Genomic DNA, 22,306 nt, shown 5'->3' on the forward strand with positions numbered 1-22,306 from the left:
CGCCAGTTTCCTTGCCATTATCCAGGACGAAGACCGGTCATGACCCAAGATCTCGCCCTTGAAGCGACTGGCATCAGCAAAGCCTATGGAGCGATCCAGGCCCTGCGCAATGTCAGCCTCAGCGTCCGCAAGGGCGAGATCCATGCCCTCGCCGGGGAGAACGGCGCGGGCAAATCCACCCTGATGAACATCATCGACGGCATCGTCAGGCCCGATACCGGCGAGATCCGCATCCGCGGCGAAAAGGTCGAGATCGGTTCGCCGGCCCGGGCACAGGCCCTCGGCATCGGCCTGGTGCATCAGGAGATCGCCCTGTGCGGCGGCATTTCGGTGGCCGAGAACATCTTCATGGCCGCCACCAACGCCCGCCGCGGCTTTTTCATGAATTATGGCGAGCTCCGCGAAAAGGCGCGCGCCCTCCTGGCCGATCTCGGCCGTATCGACCCCGACAGCCTCGTCGGTGATCTCACCATCTCCGAGCAGCAGATCGTCGAGATAGCCAAGGCGCTGACCCTCGACTGCTCGATCCTCATTCTCGACGAGCCGACCGCCGCGCTGACCGAGCGCGAAGCCGGCAAGCTCTTCGCCATCATGGCCGGCCTCAAGGCACGCGGCATTTCCATCATCTATATCAGCCACCGCATGGCGGAGATCTTCGCCCATTGCGACCGCATCACCGTGCTGCGCGACGGCCAGCACGTCTCGACCGACGATATCGCCGACATGACGCCCGAAAGCGTGGTCGGCAAGATGGTCGGGCGGACCCTGGGCACGCTCTATCCGCCGAAGAACCCAGGCAGCGCCGAAGCGTCCGCCTTGATGAGTGTGGACGGCCTCTCCGACGGTGTGCATTTCAAGGACATCTCCTTCGAGCTCCGGCGCGGCGAGGTCTTGGGTGTCGCCGGGCTGATCGGCGCCGGCCGTACCGAAATGGCGCTCGGCATTTGCGGGCTGATGCGTCGCAGCGCCGGCAGGATCGTGCTCGACGGACGCGATGTCACGCCCTCGACCTATGCCGACAGTATCGCCAGCGGCATCGTCTATCTCTCGGAGGACCGCAAGGGGTCGGGCATCTTCCTCGATCTGCCGATCGCGGCGAATGTCTCGGCACTCGACCTCGGCCGTGTCTCCACCCGCATCGGCTTCGTCGATCGTGCGGCCGAACTGGAGCAGGCGCGCCGCCTCGGCGATCTCCTGCGCCTCCGCCGCGGCTCGCTGAACGATGCGGTCGCCACGCTGTCGGGCGGCAACCAGCAGAAGGTTGCCATCGCCAAGATGCTGTCGGTGTCCCCCAAGGTCATCCTGCTCGACGAGCCGACCCGCGGCGTCGATGTCGGCGCCAAGGCGGAGATCCATCGCATCCTGCGCGAACTCGCCGACCAGGGCACCGGCATCCTGGTGATCTCTTCCGAACTGCCCGAGCTGATTGGCCTCGCCGATCGCATCCTCGTCATCCACGAGGGCGAAATCGTCGGCGAGGTCACGGAAACGGAAATGACTGAAGACAAGCTGATCCGCCTCGCATCCGGATTGGGCAAAGACGCCGGGAGGGCGGCATGACTGTCATGGGTGAAACCTCAGTGAATCAAAAACACCCCGAAGCGCCGTCGCGCGCCCGTCTCGGCTGGCTGCGCGGTCTCGGCAACATGCGCGAGCTCGGCCTCCTGCTGATCATCCTGGCTCTGTGCGTGGTGATGTCCTTCGCCTCGCCCTATTTCCTGACCTGGACCAATCTGCGCGCCATGACGATGTCATTCGCCGTCGAGGGCATCGTGGTGGTTGGCATGACCGTGCTCCTGATTGTCGGCGCCATCGACCTGTCGGTCGGCTCCGTCGTCTGCATCGCCATGGTCATCGGCGGCTGGCTCTTCCTGGAGGGCGTCGATCCCTGGCTCGCCAGCGCCATGGCGATCCTTGCCTGCTCCGCCATCGGCGCCGCCATGGCGCTGGCGGTCACGCGCATCGGCCTGCATTCCTTCATCGTCTCGCTCGCTTTCATGGTCATCATCCGAGGCCTGTGCCTGGCGATCACCGGCGGCACGCCGCTGTCGCTGTTCTCCCTGCCGCCGAGCTTCAAATTCATCGGGCAAGGCTCGGTCTACGGCGTGCCGGTGGTGATCCTGATCTTCCTGGCCGTGGTCGTCACCTTCGACCTCCTCCTGCGCAAGGCCACCCTGTTCCGCCGCGTGTTCTACACCGGCTCCAACGAACGGGCCGCCGCCTATTCGGGCATCCGCACGGCCCGGGTGAAGTTCTTCTGCATCGTGCTGTGCTCGACGCTCGCGGGAGTGGCCGGCGTCATCTACATGGCCCGCTTCGGGGCGGCGACGCCGACCTTCGGCGTCGGCATGGAGCTCAACATCATCGCTGCCGCCGTGATCGGCGGGGCCAGCCTCAATGGGGGCTCGGGCACCATCCTCGGCGCCATCCTTGGCATGGCCCTTCTATCGGTGGTGTCGAGCTCGCTGATCCTGCTCGACGTCTCGCCCTACTGGCAGGACACCATCCGTGGCCTGATCCTGTTTGCCGCCGTCGCCTTCGATCACCTGCTACATAAGCGCAAGCAGGCCCTGACTCGTAAGGCATAGGACAAGCATCGTGGCAAAAGAGAACGAAGGCGACCAGCGGCTCCGCCGCATCCATCGGGTATTGGTCATGCATTACATCGAAGGCCTTTCGCAGGCGGAGATCGCCAAGCGCACCGGCCTGTCCCATCCGATGGTCAATCGCCTCGTCAAGGAGGGGCACGAGCGCGGCTATGTCCGGATCGAGGTGAAGTCGCCGCGCCAGGACTTGTTCGAGCTCGAACAGGCCCTGGCTGAGGCGAGCGGCCTCACCGAAGCGATCGTGGTGCCCTCCGCCTCCGACCAGGAGGGCGTCAACCTCCAGGCTGCCGGGCGTTCGGTCGCCGACCATATCCTCACCGTGCTCCGGGACGGCGACACCATCTGCGTCTCCGGCGGCGTCGGCGTCAGTGCCGTCATCCAGGCCCTGGCGCCCACCCGCGCCTATGACGTCACCGTGGTGCCGGCGACCGGCGGTGTGCAGGGCAAGCATTTCGTCGACGTCAACCACCTCGCCGCCCAGCTCGCCTCCAAGCTGCAGGGACGCGCCTTCCAGATCCATGCGCCGATCTTCGCGGCCTCGCGCGCCGAGCGGGACGTGCTGATGTCGCTGCAATCGGTCGGCGAAGTGCTGGACCGGGCGCGCGGCGCCCGCATCGCCCTGGTCGGCATCGGCTCGGTGCTGTCGGAAAGTTCGACCTATTTCAGCCTCCACGCCCCGGACGCCGGTGGGCTCGACGGCCTCAGGCAAAGCCGGGCGGCCGGGGAGCTGATCGCCCATCTCATCGATGCCGACGGCCGCCCCTGCGACTACCCCCTCAACGAACGCGTCGTCGCGCTCAGCCCCGAGGAACTCAGGGCCATCCCGATGACCATCGGCATCGCCACCGGCGCGCACAAGGCCGAGCCGATCGCCGGTATCCTGCGCGGCGGCTATCTCGACATCCTCGCCACCGACGAGGCGACCGGCACCCACGTTCTCGACATTCTCAAGAGGCCGACATGACCCCTCCGTTTCCCTTGCGCAAACTGGGCCACTCCGACATCGCAGCCAGCGCCATCGCGCTCGGCACCTGGGCCATGGGCGGCTGGATGTGGGGCGGCCATGATGACGAGGCCTCGATCGCCGCGATCCGCGCCTCCATCGACAAGGGCGTTACGCTGATCGACACCGCCCCGGCCTACGGCCTCGGCCGCGCCGAGGCGCTGGTGGGGCAGGCCGTCAAGGGCCGCCGCCACGAGGTCGTGATCGCCACCAAATGCGGGCTCAACTGGCATCACGGCAAGGGCAATCACTTCTTCGACGAGATGAGCCACAAGGTGCATCGCTATCTCGGCCGCGACGGCATCCTGCACGAGATCGAGCAGAGCCTGGCGCGCCTGCAGACCGACTATATCGACCTCTACATCACCCACTGGCAGGACCCGACCACCCCGGTGGCCGAGACCATGGACACGCTGCTCGAACTGAAGCGGGCCGGCAAGATCCGGGCCATCGGCGTCAGCAACGTCACCGCCGACGACCTGAAGGCCTATCTCGCCGCAGGCCCCGTCGACGCCATTCAGGAACGCTACTCCATGCTCGACCGCGAGATCGAGACCAGCCTCCTGCCGGTTACCGCGGCCAACGGCGTCTCCACGCTCAGCTATTCGTCGCTGGCGCTGGGACTGCTTACCGGCAAGATCGGGCCGGAGCGCGATTTCGACGGCGACGACCTGCGCAAGGACAATCCGCGTTTCTCGCGCGACAACCGGGCCCGCGTCGCCGATTTCGCCACAGAGGTGACCCCGATCGCCTCAGCCCATGGCGCGACGATCGCCCAGCTCGTGATCGCCTGGACCATCGCCCAGCCGGGCATCACCTATGCCCTGTGCGGGGCGCGCGACGAGCAGCAGGCCAGCGAGAATGCCGCCGCCGGACGGCTCGCTCTGTCGGCCGATGACCTCGCCGCCATCGACCGCGCCATCGCGGCGCATCTTGCTGCCGTCACGGCCTGACAGGGTGGAGTTGGTGGCATGACGCTCATCCGGGCGGAACGGCTCGACAGGCTGCGCGCAAAGGGCCACACGGCGGTCCTTGTCGTCGGCGGCGGCATCAACGGCATCAGCACCTTTCGCGAGCTTGCTCTGCAGGGGATCGATGTCGTGCTCGTCGAGCGCGGCGACTTCATGAGCGGGGCCAGCGCGGCGCCCTCCCGCATGATCCATGGCGGACTGCGCTATCTGGAGAATGGGGAGTTCGGCCTGGTGAAGGAGTCCCTGCTGGAGCGCAACCGCCTCCTGCGCAACGCCCCCCATTACGTCAGCGCCCTGCCGACCCTGGTCCCGCTGGCCAACCGCTTTTCCGGCACCGCCTCGGCGATCCGCCGCTTTTTTGGCGGGCGGCCGAAGCCGGGGCCACGCGGTGCCCTGATCGTGCGGCTGGGGCTCGCCCTCTACGATTTCTATGCCAGCCGCGAGCGCCAATTGCCGAAGAGCCGCTTCTTCGGCCGCCGCGCCACCCGCCTGAACTGGCCCGCCTTCCATCCCGACATCAGCTATGCCGCCCTTTATCATGACGCCAAGATCAGCCGGCCGGAGCAGCTCGGTCTCGAACTGATCGCCGATGCGGAGGCGGCCTCGCCCCAAGCGCTCGCACTCAACCATCTCGGTCTCTCCAGCCTGGATGGCACTGTCGCTGAACTCACCGACAGCCTGACCGGCGAGCGCATCACCCTTGCCGCCGCGGTGATCGTCAATGCCAGCGGAGCCTGGATCGACCATACCAACACCCTGCTGTCGGGCCGGCAGAGCACACTGATCGGCGGCACCAAGGGCTCCCATCTCGTCCTCGACAACCCAGCCCTGTTGAACGCCATCGGCGAGCGCATGGTCTATTTCGCCAATCGCGAAGGGCGCGTGTGCATCCTGTTCGCCCATTTCGGCCATATCCTCGCCGGATCGACCGACATTCGCGTCGACACGCCCGACGGCGTGCGCTGCGAGGCTGGTGAAACCGCCTATATCCTGGAGTCGATCCGCGAGGTCTTTCCGGCCATCCCCCTGTCGGAAGCCGATATCCTGTTCCGCTTCGCCGGGGTTCGCCCCCTGCCGCGCGCCGATGCGAATGTGAACGCCGAGATCTCGCGTGACCACAGCTGTGAATGGTCGACGCCTCCGGGGCCGGTTCCCATCCTCAACCTCGTCGGCGGCAAATGGACGACCTTCCGCGCTTTCGGTGCCCAGGCCGCGGACACGGTGCTGGCCCGCCTCGAGGCGACCCGTATGCTGTCGAGCGAGGCCATGGCGATCGGCGGCGGCAAGGGCTTTCCCCAAGGCGAAGCCGGACGCCGGGACTGGCTGCACCAGGCGGCCATCTCGACGGGAGCTTCGCAGGCGCGCTGCGCCGCCTTGTTCGAACGCTACGGCACGCGCATGCTCGATTTCACGCCCGGCGCCGACGATGCCCCCCTCGCCGGTCTACCAAGCTACAGCCGTGACGAGATCCGCTGGATCCTCGCCACTGGCCAGGTCGCCACTCTGGCCGATCTTGTTCTCCGGCGCATGACCATCGCCTTCAGCGGCGAGCTGTCGCTCGATGCGATCCACGAACTCGCCGCGCTGGCGGCTTCCTCTCTGGGCTGGAGCCAGGCGCATACCCAAGTCGAGATCGACCGGCTGCTCACCCATCTCGATCACTTTCACGGCCTCGCGGCGGCGACGCTCGCGGCCCGCAATTCTTCACTTTCGGCCCCTTTTTACCCTCCCCTGGAGGGGGAGGGTCGACGCGAAGAGTCGGGGTGGGGTGATTTCTTGACGAGGAAGTTCCGTTCTCCACGCCAAACCCCTGCCTATTCCCACCCCACCCCGGCCCCTATGGGCCGCCCCTCCCCCTCCAGGGGAGGGTAAGAAAAGCCACAGGGAAGACCCATGTACCTCACCAAGAAAGTCCGGATGAACCGCCTGTTCGGCGCCGGCAAATGTCTTGACGTCGCCATCGACCATGGCGTCTGCAACGAGCCCTCCTTCCTCGACGGGCTGGAGGATATGGGCAAGGTCGTGCGCATGCTGGCCGATGCCGGCCCCGATGCCATCCAGATGAATTACGGCCAGGCCGACCTGCTGCAGGAGATCCCGGGCAAGCACAAGCCTGCCCTGGTGATGCGCATCGACATGGGCAATCCCTACAACCGCCAGCGCCATCGCGAGATGTGGGCCCTCCTGCAAAACGCGCAGGACCCGATTGCCCCGGCGCTCCGCATGGATGCGGCCTGTGTGGTGGTCAATCTCTTCATGCTGCCGGACGAACCCGACCTGTTCCGCCAATGCATCGAAAATATTTCGCGCGTCGCCCAGGATTGCGAGAAATACGGCATGCCGCTGATGATCGAGCCGCTGGTCATGCAGCCGGCCAGCGAGCGCGGCGGCTATCTCGTCGACGGTGACGCCGAAAAGATCGTGACGCTGGTGCGCCTCGCCCGCGAGCTCGGCGCCGACATCGTCAAGGCCGATCCCACCAGCGATTCCGGCGATTTCCATCGCGTGGTCGAGGCCGCCCGCTGCCCCGTGCTGGTGCGCGGCGGCGGCAAGGCGGATCTGCGCCAGGTCTTCGCCAACTCCCACGCTTTGATGCGCCAGGGCGCGCATGGCATGGTCTATGGCCGCAACATCTACCAGCACGACAACCCCGCCCGCGTGGTCAAGGCCCTGATGGCGATGATCCATCAGGGCGCCGACGATACGCAGGCCTGGGCCATCTACGAGGCCGCAGCGTGACGCGCCATCTCCTCGGCATCGACGCCGGCAACACCGTGGTCAAGGCCGTCCTGTTCGACCTCGAAGGACGGGTCTTGGCGCGGGCGGCGCTCGACGGCCAATCGCGACAGCCCCATCCCGGCCATGTCGAGCGCGACATCGCCGAACTCTGGGCCAATGCCGCCACGGTGATCCGGCGCTGCCTCGAGCAGGCCGGCGTCGAGGGCAAGGACGTCATCGGCATCGGCACCGCCGGTCACGGCAACGGCCTCTATCTCATCGACCAGAACGACCAGCCTCTCATCGGCATCCAGTCGATCGACAACCGGGCCGCCGACCTCGCCGCCGAACTGCGCACTTCGCCGGCTGCCGACGCCCTCTATCCGCTCTGCCTGCAGCGGCCATGGCCGGCCCAGACGGCGACGCTCCTGATATGGCTGAAGCAGAACCGGCCCGATCTCTACGCCAGGGCCGGTACCGCCTTCCTGTGCAAGGACGCGATGACGCTGATGCTTACCGGCAGGCGCGTCTCCGATTTTTCGGACATGAGCGGCGCCGGCCTGCTGCGCCTCCCCGAGCGGCGCTATGACGACGCCTTGCTGGCGGCCTACGGCCTCGGCGATGCAGCAGGACTGCTGCCCGATCTCGTCGAGTCCGAAGCTTCGGCAGGCGGCGTGACCGCCGGCGCCGCCGCCACCACCGGGCTCGCCGAGGGTACGCCGGTTGCCGCCGGCTTCTTCGACATCATCGCCTCGATGATCGGCGCCGGCATCAACACGCCCGGCGAGGCGGCGATCGTGGCCGGCACCTGGGGCATCAACCAGGTGGTACGCGAGACGCCGCTGATAGACCAGCGGGTGTTCCACGCCTCGACCTGGCGCCCCAACCGCTATGTCGCCGTCGAATCCAGCGCTACCTCGGCCGTCAATCTCGAATGGTTCGTGCGCGAGTTCGGCGGCGGACATGGTCCCACCGAGTTCGAAGCCTGCAACGCGCTGGTCGCCTCGGTCACGCCCCATGCGGAACTGCCGCTGTTCCTGCCCTTCCTGTTCGGCGCTTCCACGCATCCCGACGCACGCGGCGCCTTCATCGGCCTCGCCGGCTGGCACGGCAAAGCGGAAATGCTCCACGCGCTCTATGAGGGCGTGGTGTTCGAACATCGCCGCCATATCGAGCGCCTGCGCAGCGCCGGCGCCGATATCACCCGTGCCTCGCTGTCCGGCGGGGGCTCGCGCAGCCCGGTCTGGTGCCAGATGTTCGCTGATATTCTCGACCTGCCGGTCACGGTAGCCGAATGCCAGGAAACCGGTGCGCTTGGCGCGGCCATCGCGGCGGGCGTCGCAGCCAGGGCCTTCCCGACGCTCGACGACGGCATCGCCGCCATGGTGCGCCAGGCCGCGCAGTACCAGCCCCGCATCTCGGACCGGGCGCTCGTGGAGGCACGCTACCGCCTCTATTGCAGCCTCGCCGAGACCATGCCCGAACACTGGAAACGCTATCGCGAGGGCGCATGAGCGAACGCATCGAGCGTGAATGCACAGATCTTGGCGCCTACGACTATGTCGTCGTCGGTGCCGGCTCCGGCGGCTGCGTGCTGGCCAACCGGCTCAGCACCGATCCCAAGGCCAGGGTATTGCTGCTCGAAGCCGGCGGCTCGGATCGCTATCACTGGATCCACATCCCAGTCGGCTATCTCTATTGCATGGGCAATCCCCGCACCGACTGGGGCTACAGGACCGTGGACGAGCCAGGCCTGAACGGGCGCTCGCTCGCTTATCCGCGCGGCCGGGTGATGGGGGGCTGCTCCTCCATCAACGGCATGATCTATATGCGCGGCCAGGCCGCCGACTATGACCATTGGCAGCAGCTCGGCAATGCCGGCTGGGGCTGGGACGACGTACTGCCGCTGTTCCGACGCTCGGAGAACCACCATGCCGGAAGCGCGCCCTTTCATGGTTCGGAGGGCGAGCTGCGCGTCGAGCGCCAGCGCCTGTCCTGGCCGATCCTGGACTCGGTGCGCGAGGCGGCCGAGGAACTCGGCGTGCCCCAGATCGACGACTTCAATGCCGGCGACAACACCGGCTCGGCCTATTTCGAGGTCAACCAGAAGGCCGGCTTTCGCTTCAATGCCGTGCGGGCCTTCATCAATCCCGTCAGGCACCGCAAGAACCTCACCATTCTCACCGGGGCGATGGCCGAGCGCATCCGTTTCGTCGACGGACGCGCCGATGGCCTCGAACTGAGGCTGGATGGCAAGCCCGCCTGCGTCCGCGTCAAGCGCGAGCTGGTGCTGGCGGCCGGCGCCATCGGCACGCCGCAGCTCCTGCAGCTTTCTGGCGTTGGTCCGGCGGGGCTGCTGGCCAGGCACGGCATCCCCCTCGTGCTGGATGCGCCCGGCGTCGGCGAGAACCTGCAGGACCATCTGCAGATCCGCACCGTGTTCAGGATCAGCGGCGCACGTACCCTGAACGAATGGCAGGCCTCGTTGCTGGGCAAGGCTGAGATCGCCCTCACCTATGTCCTCAAGCGCTCCGGGCCGATGGCGATGGCACCGAGCCAGCTCGGCATCTTCATGAAGTCGGATGCGCGTTTTGGCAGCGCCAATATCGAGTTCCATGTCCAGCCTCTGTCGCTCGACGCCTTCGGGTCCCCGCTCCATCCCTTTCCGGCCATAACCGTCTCGGTCTGCAATCTCAGGCCGGAGGCACGCGGCCATGTCCGCATCGTCTCGCCGGATGCCCAGACTCATCCGGAAATCGCGCCGAACTACCTTTCCACGGAAGGCGACCGTGCGGTCGCGGCCGATTCGATCCGCGCGGCCCGCCGCCTGATGGCGACCCGGCGCATGCAGGCCTTCCGGCCGGAGGAGCTGAAGCCGGGGCCGGCGATCCAGTCGGCCGACGATCTCGCCAAGGCCGCCGGCGACATCGCCACCACCATCTTCCACCCGGTCGGAACGGCGCGGATGGGCACCGACGCGGCGGCCGTGGTCGACCCCGAGCTGCGCCTGCGCGGCATGTCCGGCCTGCGCATCGCCGATGCCTCGATCATGCCGACGATCGTCTCCGGCAATACCCATGCGCCCGTGGTGATGATCGCCGAGAAGGCCTCGGACATGATCGCCGCTGCCTGGCGGGGGTGAGGTCGTCCTTTGGAGGGGCGGGTGTTCGGACCCGGCTCTTTCAAGGTGTTGAGGTCCGAAGTCCAAATAGGGCAGAGCGGCCCCTCATCCGCCCCTTGCGGGAGAAGGGGTCGGCAGGTGGATGAGGGGTGGCAACGCTCCTTCTTCCAAAATAATGCGACAATCCTTCCCTCTGGACGCCCGGCGATTCCGGGTCTAACCTTGGAATCGTTCCGAGGGGTGTCCTGCGCAAGCGGGGCTGAGATGGCCTAGAGCCGAACCCTTCGAACCTGATCCGGGTCATGCCGGCGAAGGGACGGGAACAGGGCTTTGGCGCTAGGAATTGGCTCCAGGTCCCGGAATCGGCTGGGATGCCGGTTCTGCCCAGACAATCGTCGCCCCGGATCTCCATGACTCGCAACGAGGAGGAGATCCATGAACATCCAAAATCCCAAGACCAAGATTGCCGCGCCGCAAAGCGTGACCACGGGCCCCATCGCCGGCTCCCGCAAGGTCTATGCGGCCCCCGCTTCGCATCCCCAGATGCGGGTGCCCTTTCGTGAGATCGCGCTGAGCGATGCTTCGCTCGCCCCGATCCGCGTCTATGATCCCTCCGGCCCCTATACTGAGGACAACGCTAGCATCGACCTGCAGCAGGGCCTGCCAACCCTGCGCGAAAGCTGGATTGCCGGCCGCGGCTTCGGCGCGATCGATGGCCGCACCGTTAGACCTGAGGACAATGGCAATGTCTCCGCCGACAGGCTCGTGGCACCCTGCCCGGCTGATCGTAAGCTGCGCCGGGGCGCCGACGGCCAGCGCGTCACCCAATATGAGTTCGCCAAGGCCGGCATCGTCACCGAGGAGATGGTCTACGCCGCCTTCCGTGAAAACCTCGCCCGCGAGAAAGCCTTGGACGGCGCGGCCGAGCGCCGGGCCGATGGCGAGGATTTCGGCGCGGCCATCCCTGAATTCGTCACGCCGGAATTCGTGCGCGACGAGATCGCCCTGGGACGGGCCATCCTGCCCGCCAACATCAACCATCTCGAACTCGAGCCGATGGTGATCGGCCGCAACTTCCTGGTGAAGGTCAACGCCAATATCGGCAACTCAGCCGTCACCTCGGGTGCCGCCGAGGAGGTGGAGAAGCTGGTCTGGGCCACGCGCTGGGGCGCCGACACCGTTATGGACCTCTCCACCGGGCGCAACATCCACAACATCCGCTCCTGGATCCTGCGCAACTCGCCGGTGCCGATCGGCACGGTGCCGATCTACCAGGCGCTGGAGAAGGTCGACGGCGATCCCTTGAAGCTCGATTGGGAGGTGTTCAAGGACACGCTGATCGAGCAGGCCGAGCAGGGCGTCGACTATTTCACCATCCATGCCGGCGTTCGCCTCGCCCATGTGCCGCTCACCGCCAGCCGCGTCACCGGTATCGTCTCGCGCGGCGGCTCGATCATGGCGCGCTGGTGCCTGGCCGGTCATCGCGAAAGCTTCCTCTACGAGCATTTCGGCGACATCTGCGACATCATGCGCCGCTATGACGTCTCCTTCTCGCTCGGCGACGGCTTGCGTCCGGGCTCGATTGCCGATGCCAACGACGCCGCCCAGTTCGCCGAACTGGAGACGCTGGGCGAATTGACCAAGATCGCCTGGGACAGGGGCTGCCAGGTGATGATCGAGGGGCCGGGCCATGTGCCGATGCACAAGATCAAGCAGAACATGGACAAGCAGCTCGCCGCCTGCGGCGAGGCTCCCTTCTACACCCTCGGGCCGCTGACCACCGACATCGCGCCGGGCTATGACCACATCACCTCCGGCATCGGTGCGGCGATGATCGGCTGGTTCGGCACCGCGATGCTCTGCTACGTCACGCCCAAGGAGCATCTCGGCCTGCCCAACCGCGACGACGTCAAGACCGGCGTAATCACCTATCGCATCGCCGCCCATGCCGCCGACCTCGCCAAGGGCCATCCGGCGGCCAAGGTCCGCGACGATGCCCTGTCGCAGGCGCGCTTCGACTTCCGCTGGGAGGACCAGTTCAACCTCTCCCTCGATCCGGATACCGCGCGCGCCTATCACGACGAGACCTTGCCCAAGGACGTGCACAAGGTCGCCCATTTCTGCTCGATGTGCGGGCCGAAATTCTGCTCGATGAAGATCACGCAGGATCTGCGAGAAGAAGTCCGGGCGATGGAAGAAGCCGCACGGCAGGGCATGGCGGAAAAATCGCGCGAATTCCTCGAACAGGGCGGGGCCCTCTATGTCCCGGCCGAGTGACGGACGACGGCGCATCACCATTGTCGGGGCCGGCGTTGCCGGCCTCGTTACGGCAATGGAATGCGCGGCGCGAGGTGCCGAGGTCGAGATCCTGGAGCGCAGCGAGGTCCTGGGTGCCCAGGCCTGTTCCTGGCTGGCCGGCGGCATGCTGGCGCCCTGGTGCGAGCGGGAAAGTGCCGAGGTCGAGGTCGAGCGGCGCGGCGAACTCGCTCTCGCCTGGTGGCCGCGCCATGTGCGGGAAACCGTTCAGCGCGGCACGCTGGTGGTCGCGCCCGCCCGCGACGGCAGCGAGATCGCCCGTTTCGCCCGCCGCACCCAGGCCCATCTCCCGATGGATGAGCCCGGCATTGCCACGCTCGAGCCCGATCTTGCGGGCCGCTTCCACCAAGGCCTGTTCTTTCCGCGCGAAGCCCATCTCGACCCGAGACGGGCGCTGCAGGTGCTGGCAGGGCGCCTCGCCGACCTCGGCGTCGCCATCCGCTTCGGGGTCGAGGCCAGGCCGCATGCCCTCGATGCGGACGCCGTGATCGACTGCCGGGGCTTTGCCGCACGTGCAGAGCTGCCCGATCTACGCGGTGTCCGGGGCGAGGCCATCGTCGTCCACGCGCCCGGCGTCAGCCTGTCCCGGCCCGTGCGTTTCCTGCATCCGCGCTTTCCGCTCTATATCGTGCCGCGCGCCGACCATCGCTTCATGATCGGCGCCACCATGATCGAGAGCGAGCATGACGGGCCGCCCACTCTGCGCTCGACCATGGAGCTGATCGCTGCGGCCTTCAGCCTGCATCCGGCCTTCGGGGAGGCCGAAATCCTCGAGCTCGAGGCCGGGCTGCGTCCTGCTTTTCCCGACAATCTGCCGCGCCTCACCGTGGTCGGGCGCGTCATCTCGCTCAACGGCCTGTTCCGCCACGGCTTCCTGCTCTCGCCGGCCCTGGCCCAGGAAGCCGCCGACCGGATCCTGCCCGTGCGGACAGCCCATCAAGGAGTTTTCGCATGACCTTGACCGTCAACGGTGAACGTCAGGAAACCGATGCCGCCACCCTCGCCCGCCTGCTCGAAGCGCTCGAACTCGGCGACAGCGTGGTGGCCACCGCCCTCAACGGCCGCTTCGTGCGAGCCGTTGATCGCGACCGAACCGCCCTCAAGGACGGCGATGCCGTCGAGATCCTTGCCCCCCGGCAGGGAGGATGACCATGGCCGACACCCTCATTTTCTACGACACACCCTTCACCTCCCGCCTGTTGCTCGGCACGGCGCAATATCCCTCGCCCGCCATCCTGGCGCAGGCCGTGCGCGCGTCCGGTACCGGTATCGTCACCGTCTCGCTGCGCCGGGAATCCGGTGGGGAGCGCAGCGGCCAGAGTTTCTGGAGCCTGATCCGAGAACTCGACGTCAAGGTGCTGCCCAACACTGCTGGCTGCCACAGCGTGAAAGAAGCGGTGACGACGGCGCAGATGGCGCGCGAAGTCTTCGGCACGACCTGGATCAAGCTGGAGGTGATCGGCGAGGCCGATACCTTGCAGCCCGATGTCTTCGGCCTGGTGGAAGCGGCCCGCATCCTCATTTCCGAAGGCTTCGAGGTCTTTCCCTACACCACCGAAGACCTGGTGGTCGCCGAACGCCTGGTCAATGCCGGCTGCCGGGTCCTGATGCCCTGGGGCGCACCGATCGGCTCGGCGCGCGGCCTCAACAATGTCTATGGCTTGCGCAGCATGCGCGCGCATTTCCCCGACATTCCGCTGGTTGTTGATGCCGGCATCGGCACGCCTTCACATGCAGCGCACGCCATGGAACTCGGCTATGACGCGGTGCTGCTCAACACCGCCGTCGCCAAGGCGGGCGATCCCGCCGGCATGGCGCGGGCCTTTGCGCTGGGTATCGAGGCCGGGCGGCTCGCCTTCCTCGCCGACCCCATGGTGCCGCGTGACATGGCGGCTCCCTCGACGCCGGTCTTCGGCAAGGCGGTGCTGGCATGAGCATCATCGACACTATCTGGCGTCTCGATCCCTTCTATCCCGTGGTCGAGAGCGTCGACTGGGTGGAGCGCCTGGTGAAGCAGGGCACGAAACTGGTGCAGTTGCGCATCAAAGAACGCGACGACGAGACTGTTATGCCCGAGATCCGCGCCGCCTTGGCAGTCTGCCGCGCCCATGGCGCCGATCTGGTGGTGAACGACTATTGGCAGGCGGCCATCGCGGCCGGCGCCGATTTCCTCCATCTCGGCCAGGGCGACCTCGACACCGCCGACCTCGCGGCCATACGCAGCGCGGGCCTGAAGCTTGGCATCTCGACGCATGATCATGCCGAACTTGCGCGCGCGCTCGCATGCGGGCCTGATTATGTGGCGCTGGGACCTATCTATCCCACCACGCTCAAGGTGATGCCTTTCGCGCCGCAGGGGCTCGAGCGCATCGGCGAATGGAAGAAGCTGATCGGCAAGCTACCGCTGGTCGCCATCGGCGGCATCACCCTCGAACGGGCGGCGGGTTGTCTCGCCGCAGGGGCCGACGTAACAGCCATGGTCAGCGACGTTACCCGTCATCCCGACCCGGATGCACGGATCCAGGCATGGCTGGCGGCAACCCGGCCAGCTTCGGTCAGGGCATGACGGCGATCGCGCTCAGCATTGCCGGTTCCGATTCGGGCGGCGGCGCCGGCATCCAGGCCGATCTTGCCGCCTTTCGCGCCTTCGGCGTGTTCGGCACCACGGCAATCACCGCAGTTACGGCGCAGAACACCTGTGGCATCCGCGCCATCCACGCGGTGCCGCCGCCGGTGCTCGCCGTGCAGATCGAGGCCGTGCTCGACGATTTCGACGTCGCCGCCATCAAGATCGGCATGATGCCGACAGCCGAACACGCACGAATCATCGCCGAACTGCTGGCAGACCGGCGGCTACCGATCGTGCTCGATCCCGTGATGTCAGCCACCACAGGTCGGCTGCTGGGCGAGACGGGCACATTTGAGGCCCTCAAATCCCATCTCCTGCCACTGGCCACCTGCCTCACGCCGAATCTGCCGGAAGCAGCGGCCCTGCTGAACGGCGCGCCAGCGGAGGGGGAAGCAGAGATGGTCGAGCAAGCCCAGGCACTCCTCGGCCTCGGCCCGCAGGCGGTAATGCTGAAGGGCGGGCATGGCCATCTCGGCGAGGCGGTCGATATTCTCGCCACCCGCGACGGCACCCGGCGCTTTGCCGGCGCCTGGGTCAGGAGCCCGAACCTGCACGGGACGGGCTGTGCCCTCTCGTCGGCCATCGCCGCCAATCTCGCAGGCGGCTGTACGCTTGCCGAGGCGGTTCACCACGCCAAGCAATGGCTGGCAGGTCGCCTCAAAGCTGGAATCGGGCTTCAGATCGGGCGGGGCAGCGGTCCCGCCGTGCCTTTCTGAGAGAAAATCGGGCAGCCATGCGAAAGATGCAGAGCAGCCCCTTCATTGCAGCAAAGCAATCCCATGCCACATTCCGTCCCATAATGTGGCGCAAATGGGGCAGGTTCTTTGCACAACTGCCAATGGGATCGACTTGGCTGCGAATGTGCTGCAGAGCAGCATGAAGCGTCCCACAAGCATAGATGCCCTTTCATTGCCTCCCTTACCCATGATATCGCGCAGCTAATTCATTGATGTTCGACTTGAACAACACGTATAGATCCAACGATTTCATGAATTATTATAAAAAATGAATTTTATTGGGAGAAATTTTATAATCATGGAAGTTATTTAATTGCATTTTAACTATCCGAGGTCATCATGCCTGTCTTATTTTTGCCTTGAAATCTGCGCGGACCTGTCACCAGTTCGAAAGCCGGTGTGGCGAAAACGCTACAGACTCCGTCAACGCTTTCTGCTTATATCCAGCCACTGTGATTTCCGGTTTTTTGGAGTATCGAACTATGAAAATGCGTTTGGCCCTCGCGGCTCTTCTGTTGACCTCGACCTCGGCCTTCGCTGCCGACCTGGCTCCCCAGGCTGTCGAGCCGGTCGCTCCGGTCGTCGCTCCCGTCTACAACTGGACCGGCTTCTACGCTGGTGTCCATGCCGGTGCGGCCATCGGCCAGGGCAAGATTGACCGCGCCAAGCTCAATGGCACTGGTTTCCTCGGCGGCGTGCATGCCGGCTACAATGCCCAGTTCGATGGCGGCTGGGTCGTCGGCCTCGAGACCGACATCGACTATTCGAGCGTCAAGAAGTCCAAGTCGGTCACCGACGGCAACATCGTCACTCGCGCCACCCTCAAGAACGAGTGGCAGGGTTCGACCCGCGCTCGCTTCGGTTATGCCTTCGACAACATCCTGCCCTACGTGACGGGTGGTGTTGCCTACGGCAACGTCAAGACCAGCATTGCCGGCGTTGGTTCCAAGACCGACACCCGCGTTGGTTGGACGGCTGGCGCTGGCGTCGAGTACGCCATCGACCAGAACTGGATCGTCCGCGGCGAAGCCCGTTATGTTGACCTCGGCGACAAGAACAGCACCTTCGGTGGCACCCGCCACAAGGTGAAGTTCAACTCCACCGACCTGACCCTCGGCGTCAGCTACAAGTTCTGATCCGCGTATCTGGATCATTGCGTAAGGAAGAGCCCGGCGAAAGCCGGGCTTTTTCTTTGTAGTACTCCTCGAAACAAGGCTATCTGGACTTACTTGCCGACAGGCACGGTGAAAGTCCCGCTTTTCATCCGCAAGTTTATGGAGACCTCCTATTGTCAAGTGGCCGAAAGAAAGTGTGATTTGCCCGATCTGGAACGAGGCCGCGACGGTACGCAGCGGCGAGCACCAATTGGGGGGGCAGGGCATTATCTACAGCACTAAGTGAATGCGGAGGGCAGCGACGCCGACAATACTTAGATTTGCATTACCACCCTCCCAGGCACACCCCATATAATTTCTTAAATAACATCGATCTCAATTTCAAAATATTTTCGAATCCTTGTGATTTAAAAACAACAATCCCAAATTACATGAAATTTTAACCATACGGAGTCGAAAAAAAATCTTCGATCTTTGTAGGAATTCCAGCCAAACCCAATTCGTTTGTCTGGCACTGTGACCGGAATGCTACAGACTCCCTGGATGGTTTCTGTTTATATGCTCCCACACTGAATTTCCGTTCTGGAGCCCTAGTAATGAAAATGCGTTTGGCCCTCGTGGCTCTCCTTCTCACCTCGACCTCGGCCTTCGCTGCCGACCTGGCTCCCCAGGCTGTCGAGCCGGTCGCTCCGGTCGTCGCTCCCGTCTACAACTGGACCGGCTTCTACGCTGGTGTCCACGCTGGCGCTCTGGTCGGCCAAGGCAAGATTGATCATGCCAAGTTTGACGGCGCCGGCTTCATCGGCGGCGTGCATGCCGGCTACAATGCCCAGTTCGACGGCGGCTGGGTCGTTGGTCTCGAGACCGATATCGACTATTCGAGCTTCAAGAAGTCGAAGTCGATCACCAATGGCGCTATCGTTGCCCGCGGCACCCTCAAGAACGAGTGGATGGGTTCGACCCGCGCTCGCGTCGGTTATGCCTTCGACAACATCCTGCCCTACGTGACGGGTGGTGTTGCCTACGGCAACGTCAAGACCAGCATTGCCGGCATCGGTTCCAAGACCGATACCCGCGTTGGTTGGACGGCTGGCGCCGGCGTCGAGTACGCCATCGACCCGAACTGGATCGTGCGTGGCGAGGCCCGCTACATCGACCTCGGCGACAAGAGCGTCACCATTGCCGGCAACCGCACGAAGGTGAAGTTCGACGCTGTCGATCTGAACCTCGGTGTGAGCTACAAGTTCTGATCTGCGTATCTGGATCATTGCGTGAGGAAAAGCCCGGTTCGTCCGGGCTTTTTCTTTTCAAGGCACTGATTAGAAACCGTCATATGCTCTGGCGGCGACGGCGAGAATGCGGGAGGAGCCTCAAGCCGCATCAATGCCGTCGCATTGGCCGCCACTGCAACCATCACTTCCAGTCATTTTCCCAAATCACTTTCAAGGCTTCGTCATGTCCGCCGTTCAGGACACGCCCTCCCTACTTCGTCATGGCGGTTTCAGGCAATTCTGGTCGGCCCGCGTGCTTTCCACCGGCTGTTTCCAGATCGTCTCGGTGGTGATCGGCTGGCAGATCTATGATCTTACCCGTTCCGCCCTTCATCTCGGCCTCGTCGGCCTGTGCCAATTCCTGCCGATGCTGGTGCTGACCATTCCGGCGGGCCACATTGCGGATCGCTTCGACCGGCGTACGGTCGTGCGTTGCTGCCAGATGGTGGCGGGACTGACGGGGGCCGCGCTGGCTTTTGCCTCGTGGCAGGGCATGATCAGCCCGACGATCATTTTCGCCGCCGCCGTCGTGATCGGCGCTTGTCGCACTTTCGAGATGCCGACGACAGCCGCTCTGCTGCCGATGATCGTCGGGGCCCTCCAATTGCCGCGAGCCCTTGCGTTGTCGGCCTCCGCCATCCAGACCGCCACCATCATCGGTCCCGCCTTGGGTGGCCTGCTCTATATCATCGGCCCCGGCTCAGCCTATCTTTTCGTGGCTTTGTTCTACGGCCTGGCCTCGATCCTGGTTTCACGCCTGCGGATCCTCACGCCATCAACTGCACGCGAGCCGGCAACTCTCAGATCGGTGTTCTCGGGCTTCTCCTTCATCAGGAGCCGGCCGATCATACTCGGAGCGATCTCGCTCGACATGGTCGCGGTGCTGCTCGGCGGCGCTACGGCATTGCTGCCGATCTATGCCCGCGACATTCTCCACACGAATGCCTTCGGCCTCGGCGTGCTCCGGGCATCCCCGGCCCTCGGCGCCCTGTCCATGTCCCTGATTCTGGCGCGTTGGCCGCTGGAGCGGCGGGTTGGCCTGAAGATGTTCGCGGCTGTCGCAGTGTTCGGCCTGGCCACCATCGTCTTCGGCGTGTCGTCCTGGTTTGCGCTCTCGCTACCGGCGCTGGTGGTCATGGGGGCCGCCGATGTCGTGAGCGTGGTGGTGCGTTCAACCCTGGTCCAACTCGGCACGCCCGATGCGATGCGTGGGCGCGTCAGCGCCGTCAACTCGATGTTTGTCGGCACTTCGAACCAATTGGGAGAGTTCGAATCGGGCCTTACTGCCGCCCTGTTCGGCCCGGTTGAGGCCGTGGTGCTGGGCGGCCTGGGCACGATCCTCGTCGCTCTTGCCTGGTCGCGCCTGTTCAAGCCATTGCGCGATGCCGACCGTTTCCCCAGCAGGAGCGCCTGAGTTCGGCCGGCCTGACCCTCATTCACTACCCACTTATCCACCCTTACACGACATGCCTCGACAAGTCGCGTCGGCCTGCCCATGGTGCCGATATGCGCACGCCATCCTTCAAACGCGATTCGAAGCCGGCCCCTCCCGACGAGGTACCCGGAGAGCTGACGATCTCCGGCGTTATCGACCGAGTGACCTATCACAATGCCGAAAACGGCTTTGCGGTACTGCGCGTAAAGATCAAGGGCCGCAAGGATCTTGCCACCGTGCTCGGCCGCACCGCCGCGATCGCGCCCGGCGAGAAGCTCGAAGCCGAGGGGCGCTGGAGCGTCGACCCCGAGCGTGGCCTACAGTTTCGCGCCGATGTCATCCGGACCACCCCGCCGGGCTCCGCCTCGGGCATTGAACGCTACCTCGCTTCCGGCCTAGTGCGCGGCATCGGCCAGGAGACCGCCAAGAAGCTGGTCGCGGCCTTCGGCAAGGACACCCTCAAGGTGCTCGACAGCGAACCGGACCGGCTGAGTGAGGTGGCGGGCCTGTCGCCCCAGCGCATCCGGTTGATCCGGGAAGGCTGGAGCGCCCAGCAGGAATTTCGCGACGTCCTGGTGTTCCTCACCGAGCATGGACTCGGCGCGACGCGCGCCGCCAGCGTGCAGAAGGCGCTGGGCACCAATGCCGTCGAGCTGATCAAGGCCGACCCCTATCGCCTGTCACGCGAGATCAAAGGGTTCGACTTCCGCACCGCCGACCAGTTCGCCCTCAGTCTCGGGCGTGAGCGCGAGGATCCTTCGCGCCTCACCGCCGGCCTGCTCTGGGCTCTGGGCGAAGGCGCCACCAACGGCCATTGCGGCGTACCACGCGAAGCCTTGTTCGAACGGGCCGGGCGGGTGCTGGAGGTCGACGACTATCTCTTCAACGATGCCGCCACCCGCCTGCTGCAGGCTCGCTCGATCATCGGCGACACCATCGAGGGGGCGCCGTCCTACTTCCTGCCGGCGTTGTGGAACGCAGAGGAGGCCGTCGCCACCCGGCTGAAGCAAATGGCCGGTGGCAACCCGCCCTGGCGCCAGGAGGGCCTGCATCAGGCGGTGCTGGACACGGAAGCGCGCACAGCTAAGCGTCTCGCCCCCGCCCAGGCCCTGGCGGTGGAAACCGCCCTCGCCTCCAAGCTGCTGGTCATTACCGGCGGCCCCGGCGTCGGCAAGACCACCATCATCGATACCATCATCAAGGCGCTCGAACGCAAGGACGTGACGATCGCGCTGTGTGCGCCGACGGGTCGTGCCGCCAAACGCATGGCCGAAAGCACCGGCCAGGAGGCCAAGACTATCCATCGACTGCTGGAAATCGATCCGATTTCCGGCACTTTCCGCCGGCAGCGAGCCTATCCGCTCGATGCCGACCTCGTCATCGCCGACGAGGCCAGCATGATCGACATCGAGCTGATGCGCGCTCTGCTCGATGCCCTTTCGCCGCGCGCTGCCCTCGTCCTGGTGGGCGATGCCGACCAGCTTCCTTCCGTCGGCCCCGGTCAGGTGCTGGCCGATATCATCGCATCCGAGGTCATCCCGGTGGTCAGGCTCACCGAAGTGTTCCGCCAGGCCGAGACCAGCCGCATCATCGCCGCCGCGCATGCCGTCAATCACGGCGAGGTCCCGGAGGGGGCCAAGAGCCCGGATGAGGGTGATTTCTTCGTCGTCGACATGGCGTCGGCCGAGGATGGCGCCAACAAGGTCGTCGACATCGTCACCAATCGCCTGCCGCGCCGTTTCGGCCTCGATCCCGTCAGGGACATTCATGTGCTGACCCCCATGAACAAGGGGCCGCTCGGTTCGCAGACGCTGACGCAGGCCCTGCGAGAAGTCCTCAATCCGACCCGCGAGGGCGCGATCGTGCGCGAATTCGGCACCTTCGCTCCGCATGACAAGGTCATGCAGATCGACAATGACTACGACCGCGAAATCTTCAACGGCGATATCGGCTTCATCACACGCACCGATGTGAAGGCGGGGCAGCTCACCGTCACCTTCGACGGACGCGACGTCCACTACACCACCGCGCAGCTCGACAGCTTGGTGCCGGCCTACGCCACCACCATCCACAAGGCCCAGGGTTCGGAATATCCGGCGGTGGTGGTGGTGATCTCCAACGCGCACTATCCGATGCTGGCCCGCAACCTGCTCTACACGGCCATTACCCGCGGCAAGCGCCTGGTTGTGGTCGTCGCCGAGAAGCGCGCTTTGCGACTGGCGGCGGAAAATGCCATGGGGCGCCGACGCTGGACCCGGCTGCGGGAGAAACTGGCTGCGCCGACGCCGAATGTTTCCTGAAGAACGCTTGCTGTCGTGGCGCAGCGCTATACAAAGACAGTTGGGCGAAGGGGGGACAGCAGGAATGCGGCGGATACGGACGAT

18 protein-coding genes and 1 riboswitch are annotated in these 22,306 nt (G+C 65.1%); all 18 genes read left to right on the top strand.

Annotated elements, in window-relative coordinates:
* The first annotated feature begins 39 nt into the window (after positions 1-39).
* The 18 genes from ACR9ZN_RS21675 (at position 40) to recD2 (ending at position 22,222) form a co-directional block, all read left to right on the top strand.
* Positions 40-1,560, top strand: a complete 1,521-nt coding sequence (locus tag ACR9ZN_RS21675) for a sugar ABC transporter ATP-binding protein (protein WP_481273149.1) — start codon at positions 40-42, stop codon at positions 1,558-1,560.
* Between the two features lie 5 nt (positions 1,561-1,565).
* Positions 1,566-2,588, top strand: a complete 1,023-nt coding sequence (locus ACR9ZN_RS21680) for an ABC transporter permease (RefSeq protein WP_481274381.1) — start codon at positions 1,566-1,568, stop codon at positions 2,586-2,588.
* A 10-nt stretch (positions 2,589-2,598) separates the two neighbouring features.
* On the top strand, positions 2,599-3,570 hold the full coding sequence (locus tag ACR9ZN_RS21685; protein WP_434958504.1) for a sugar-binding transcriptional regulator: 972 nt from the start codon (positions 2,599-2,601) through the stop codon (positions 3,568-3,570).
* Positions 3,567-4,562, top strand: coding sequence for an aldo/keto reductase (locus ACR9ZN_RS21690; protein WP_481273150.1), 996 nt, complete (start codon positions 3,567-3,569; stop codon positions 4,560-4,562). The genes ACR9ZN_RS21685 and ACR9ZN_RS21690 overlap by 4 nt, the downstream gene beginning before the upstream one ends.
* An 18-nt stretch (positions 4,563-4,580) precedes the next feature.
* A complete protein-coding gene (locus ACR9ZN_RS21695; RefSeq protein WP_481273151.1) occupies positions 4,581-6,452 on the top strand; it encodes a glycerol-3-phosphate dehydrogenase/oxidase in 1,872 nt (623 codons plus the stop codon).
* 21 nt (positions 6,453-6,473) lie between these two features.
* Positions 6,474-7,319 carry a class I fructose-bisphosphate aldolase gene (locus ACR9ZN_RS21700; RefSeq protein WP_434958507.1) on the top strand — a complete coding sequence of 282 codons (846 nt, stop codon included), beginning with the start codon at positions 6,474-6,476 and terminating at the stop codon, positions 7,317-7,319.
* Complete coding sequence (locus ACR9ZN_RS21705) at positions 7,316-8,812, top strand: FGGY-family carbohydrate kinase (protein WP_454816517.1); 1,497 nt, start codon at positions 7,316-7,318, stop codon at positions 8,810-8,812. Before ACR9ZN_RS21700 ends, ACR9ZN_RS21705 begins: the two co-directional genes overlap by 4 nt.
* Positions 8,809-10,440, top strand: coding sequence for a GMC family oxidoreductase (locus tag ACR9ZN_RS21710; protein WP_454816519.1), 1,632 nt, complete (start codon positions 8,809-8,811; stop codon positions 10,438-10,440). The genes ACR9ZN_RS21705 and ACR9ZN_RS21710 overlap by 4 nt, the downstream gene beginning before the upstream one ends.
* A gap of 205 nt (positions 10,441-10,645) precedes the next feature.
* A riboswitch (TPP riboswitch) is annotated at positions 10,646-10,753 on the top strand.
* Between the two features lie 101 nt (positions 10,754-10,854).
* A complete protein-coding gene (gene thiC / locus ACR9ZN_RS21715; protein WP_481273152.1) occupies positions 10,855-12,696 on the top strand; it encodes a phosphomethylpyrimidine synthase ThiC in 1,842 nt (613 codons plus the stop codon).
* Positions 12,680-13,690 (top strand): glycine oxidase ThiO, encoded by a 1,011-nt coding sequence (thiO, locus tag ACR9ZN_RS21720; protein ID WP_481273153.1) that lies wholly within the window; start codon positions 12,680-12,682, stop codon positions 13,688-13,690. Before thiC ends, thiO begins: the two co-directional genes overlap by 17 nt.
* Positions 13,687-13,884: a sulfur carrier protein ThiS gene (thiS, locus tag ACR9ZN_RS21725; RefSeq protein ID WP_441771030.1), complete on the top strand. Its 198-nt coding sequence runs from the start codon at positions 13,687-13,689 to the stop codon at positions 13,882-13,884. Before thiO ends, thiS begins: the two co-directional genes overlap by 4 nt.
* Positions 13,885-13,886: 2 nt before the next feature.
* The gene (locus ACR9ZN_RS21730) at positions 13,887-14,669 is read left to right on the top strand and encodes a thiazole synthase (protein ID WP_454816525.1); all 783 of its coding nucleotides are present in this window, start codon (positions 13,887-13,889) and stop codon (positions 14,667-14,669) included.
* Positions 14,666-15,301, top strand: coding sequence for a thiamine phosphate synthase (locus ACR9ZN_RS21735; protein ID WP_481273154.1), 636 nt, complete (start codon positions 14,666-14,668; stop codon positions 15,299-15,301). Before ACR9ZN_RS21730 ends, ACR9ZN_RS21735 begins: the two co-directional genes overlap by 4 nt.
* On the top strand, positions 15,262-16,080 hold the full coding sequence (thiD, locus tag ACR9ZN_RS21740) for a bifunctional hydroxymethylpyrimidine kinase/phosphomethylpyrimidine kinase (RefSeq protein WP_481273155.1): 819 nt from the start codon (positions 15,262-15,264) through the stop codon (positions 16,078-16,080). Before ACR9ZN_RS21735 ends, thiD begins: the two co-directional genes overlap by 40 nt.
* Positions 16,081-16,583: 503 nt before the next feature.
* Entirely contained in the window at positions 16,584-17,237 is a 654-nt protein-coding gene (locus ACR9ZN_RS21745) for an outer membrane protein (protein WP_481273156.1), read from the top strand.
* 575 nt (positions 17,238-17,812) lie between these two features.
* On the top strand, positions 17,813-18,466 hold the full coding sequence (locus ACR9ZN_RS21750; RefSeq protein WP_481273157.1) for an outer membrane protein: 654 nt from the start codon (positions 17,813-17,815) through the stop codon (positions 18,464-18,466).
* Positions 18,467-18,671: 205 nt separating this feature from the next.
* Entirely contained in the window at positions 18,672-19,901 is a 1,230-nt protein-coding gene (locus tag ACR9ZN_RS21755; RefSeq protein ID WP_481273158.1) for an MFS transporter, read from the top strand.
* Positions 19,902-19,993: 92 nt separating this feature from the next.
* Positions 19,994-22,222 (top strand): SF1B family DNA helicase RecD2, encoded by a 2,229-nt coding sequence (recD2, locus tag ACR9ZN_RS21760; protein WP_481273159.1) that lies wholly within the window; start codon positions 19,994-19,996, stop codon positions 22,220-22,222.
* The last annotated feature ends 84 nt before the right edge of the window (positions 22,223-22,306 follow it).

It is taken from the genome of Labrys sp. HAY1-8F (genome assembly GCF_056754975.1).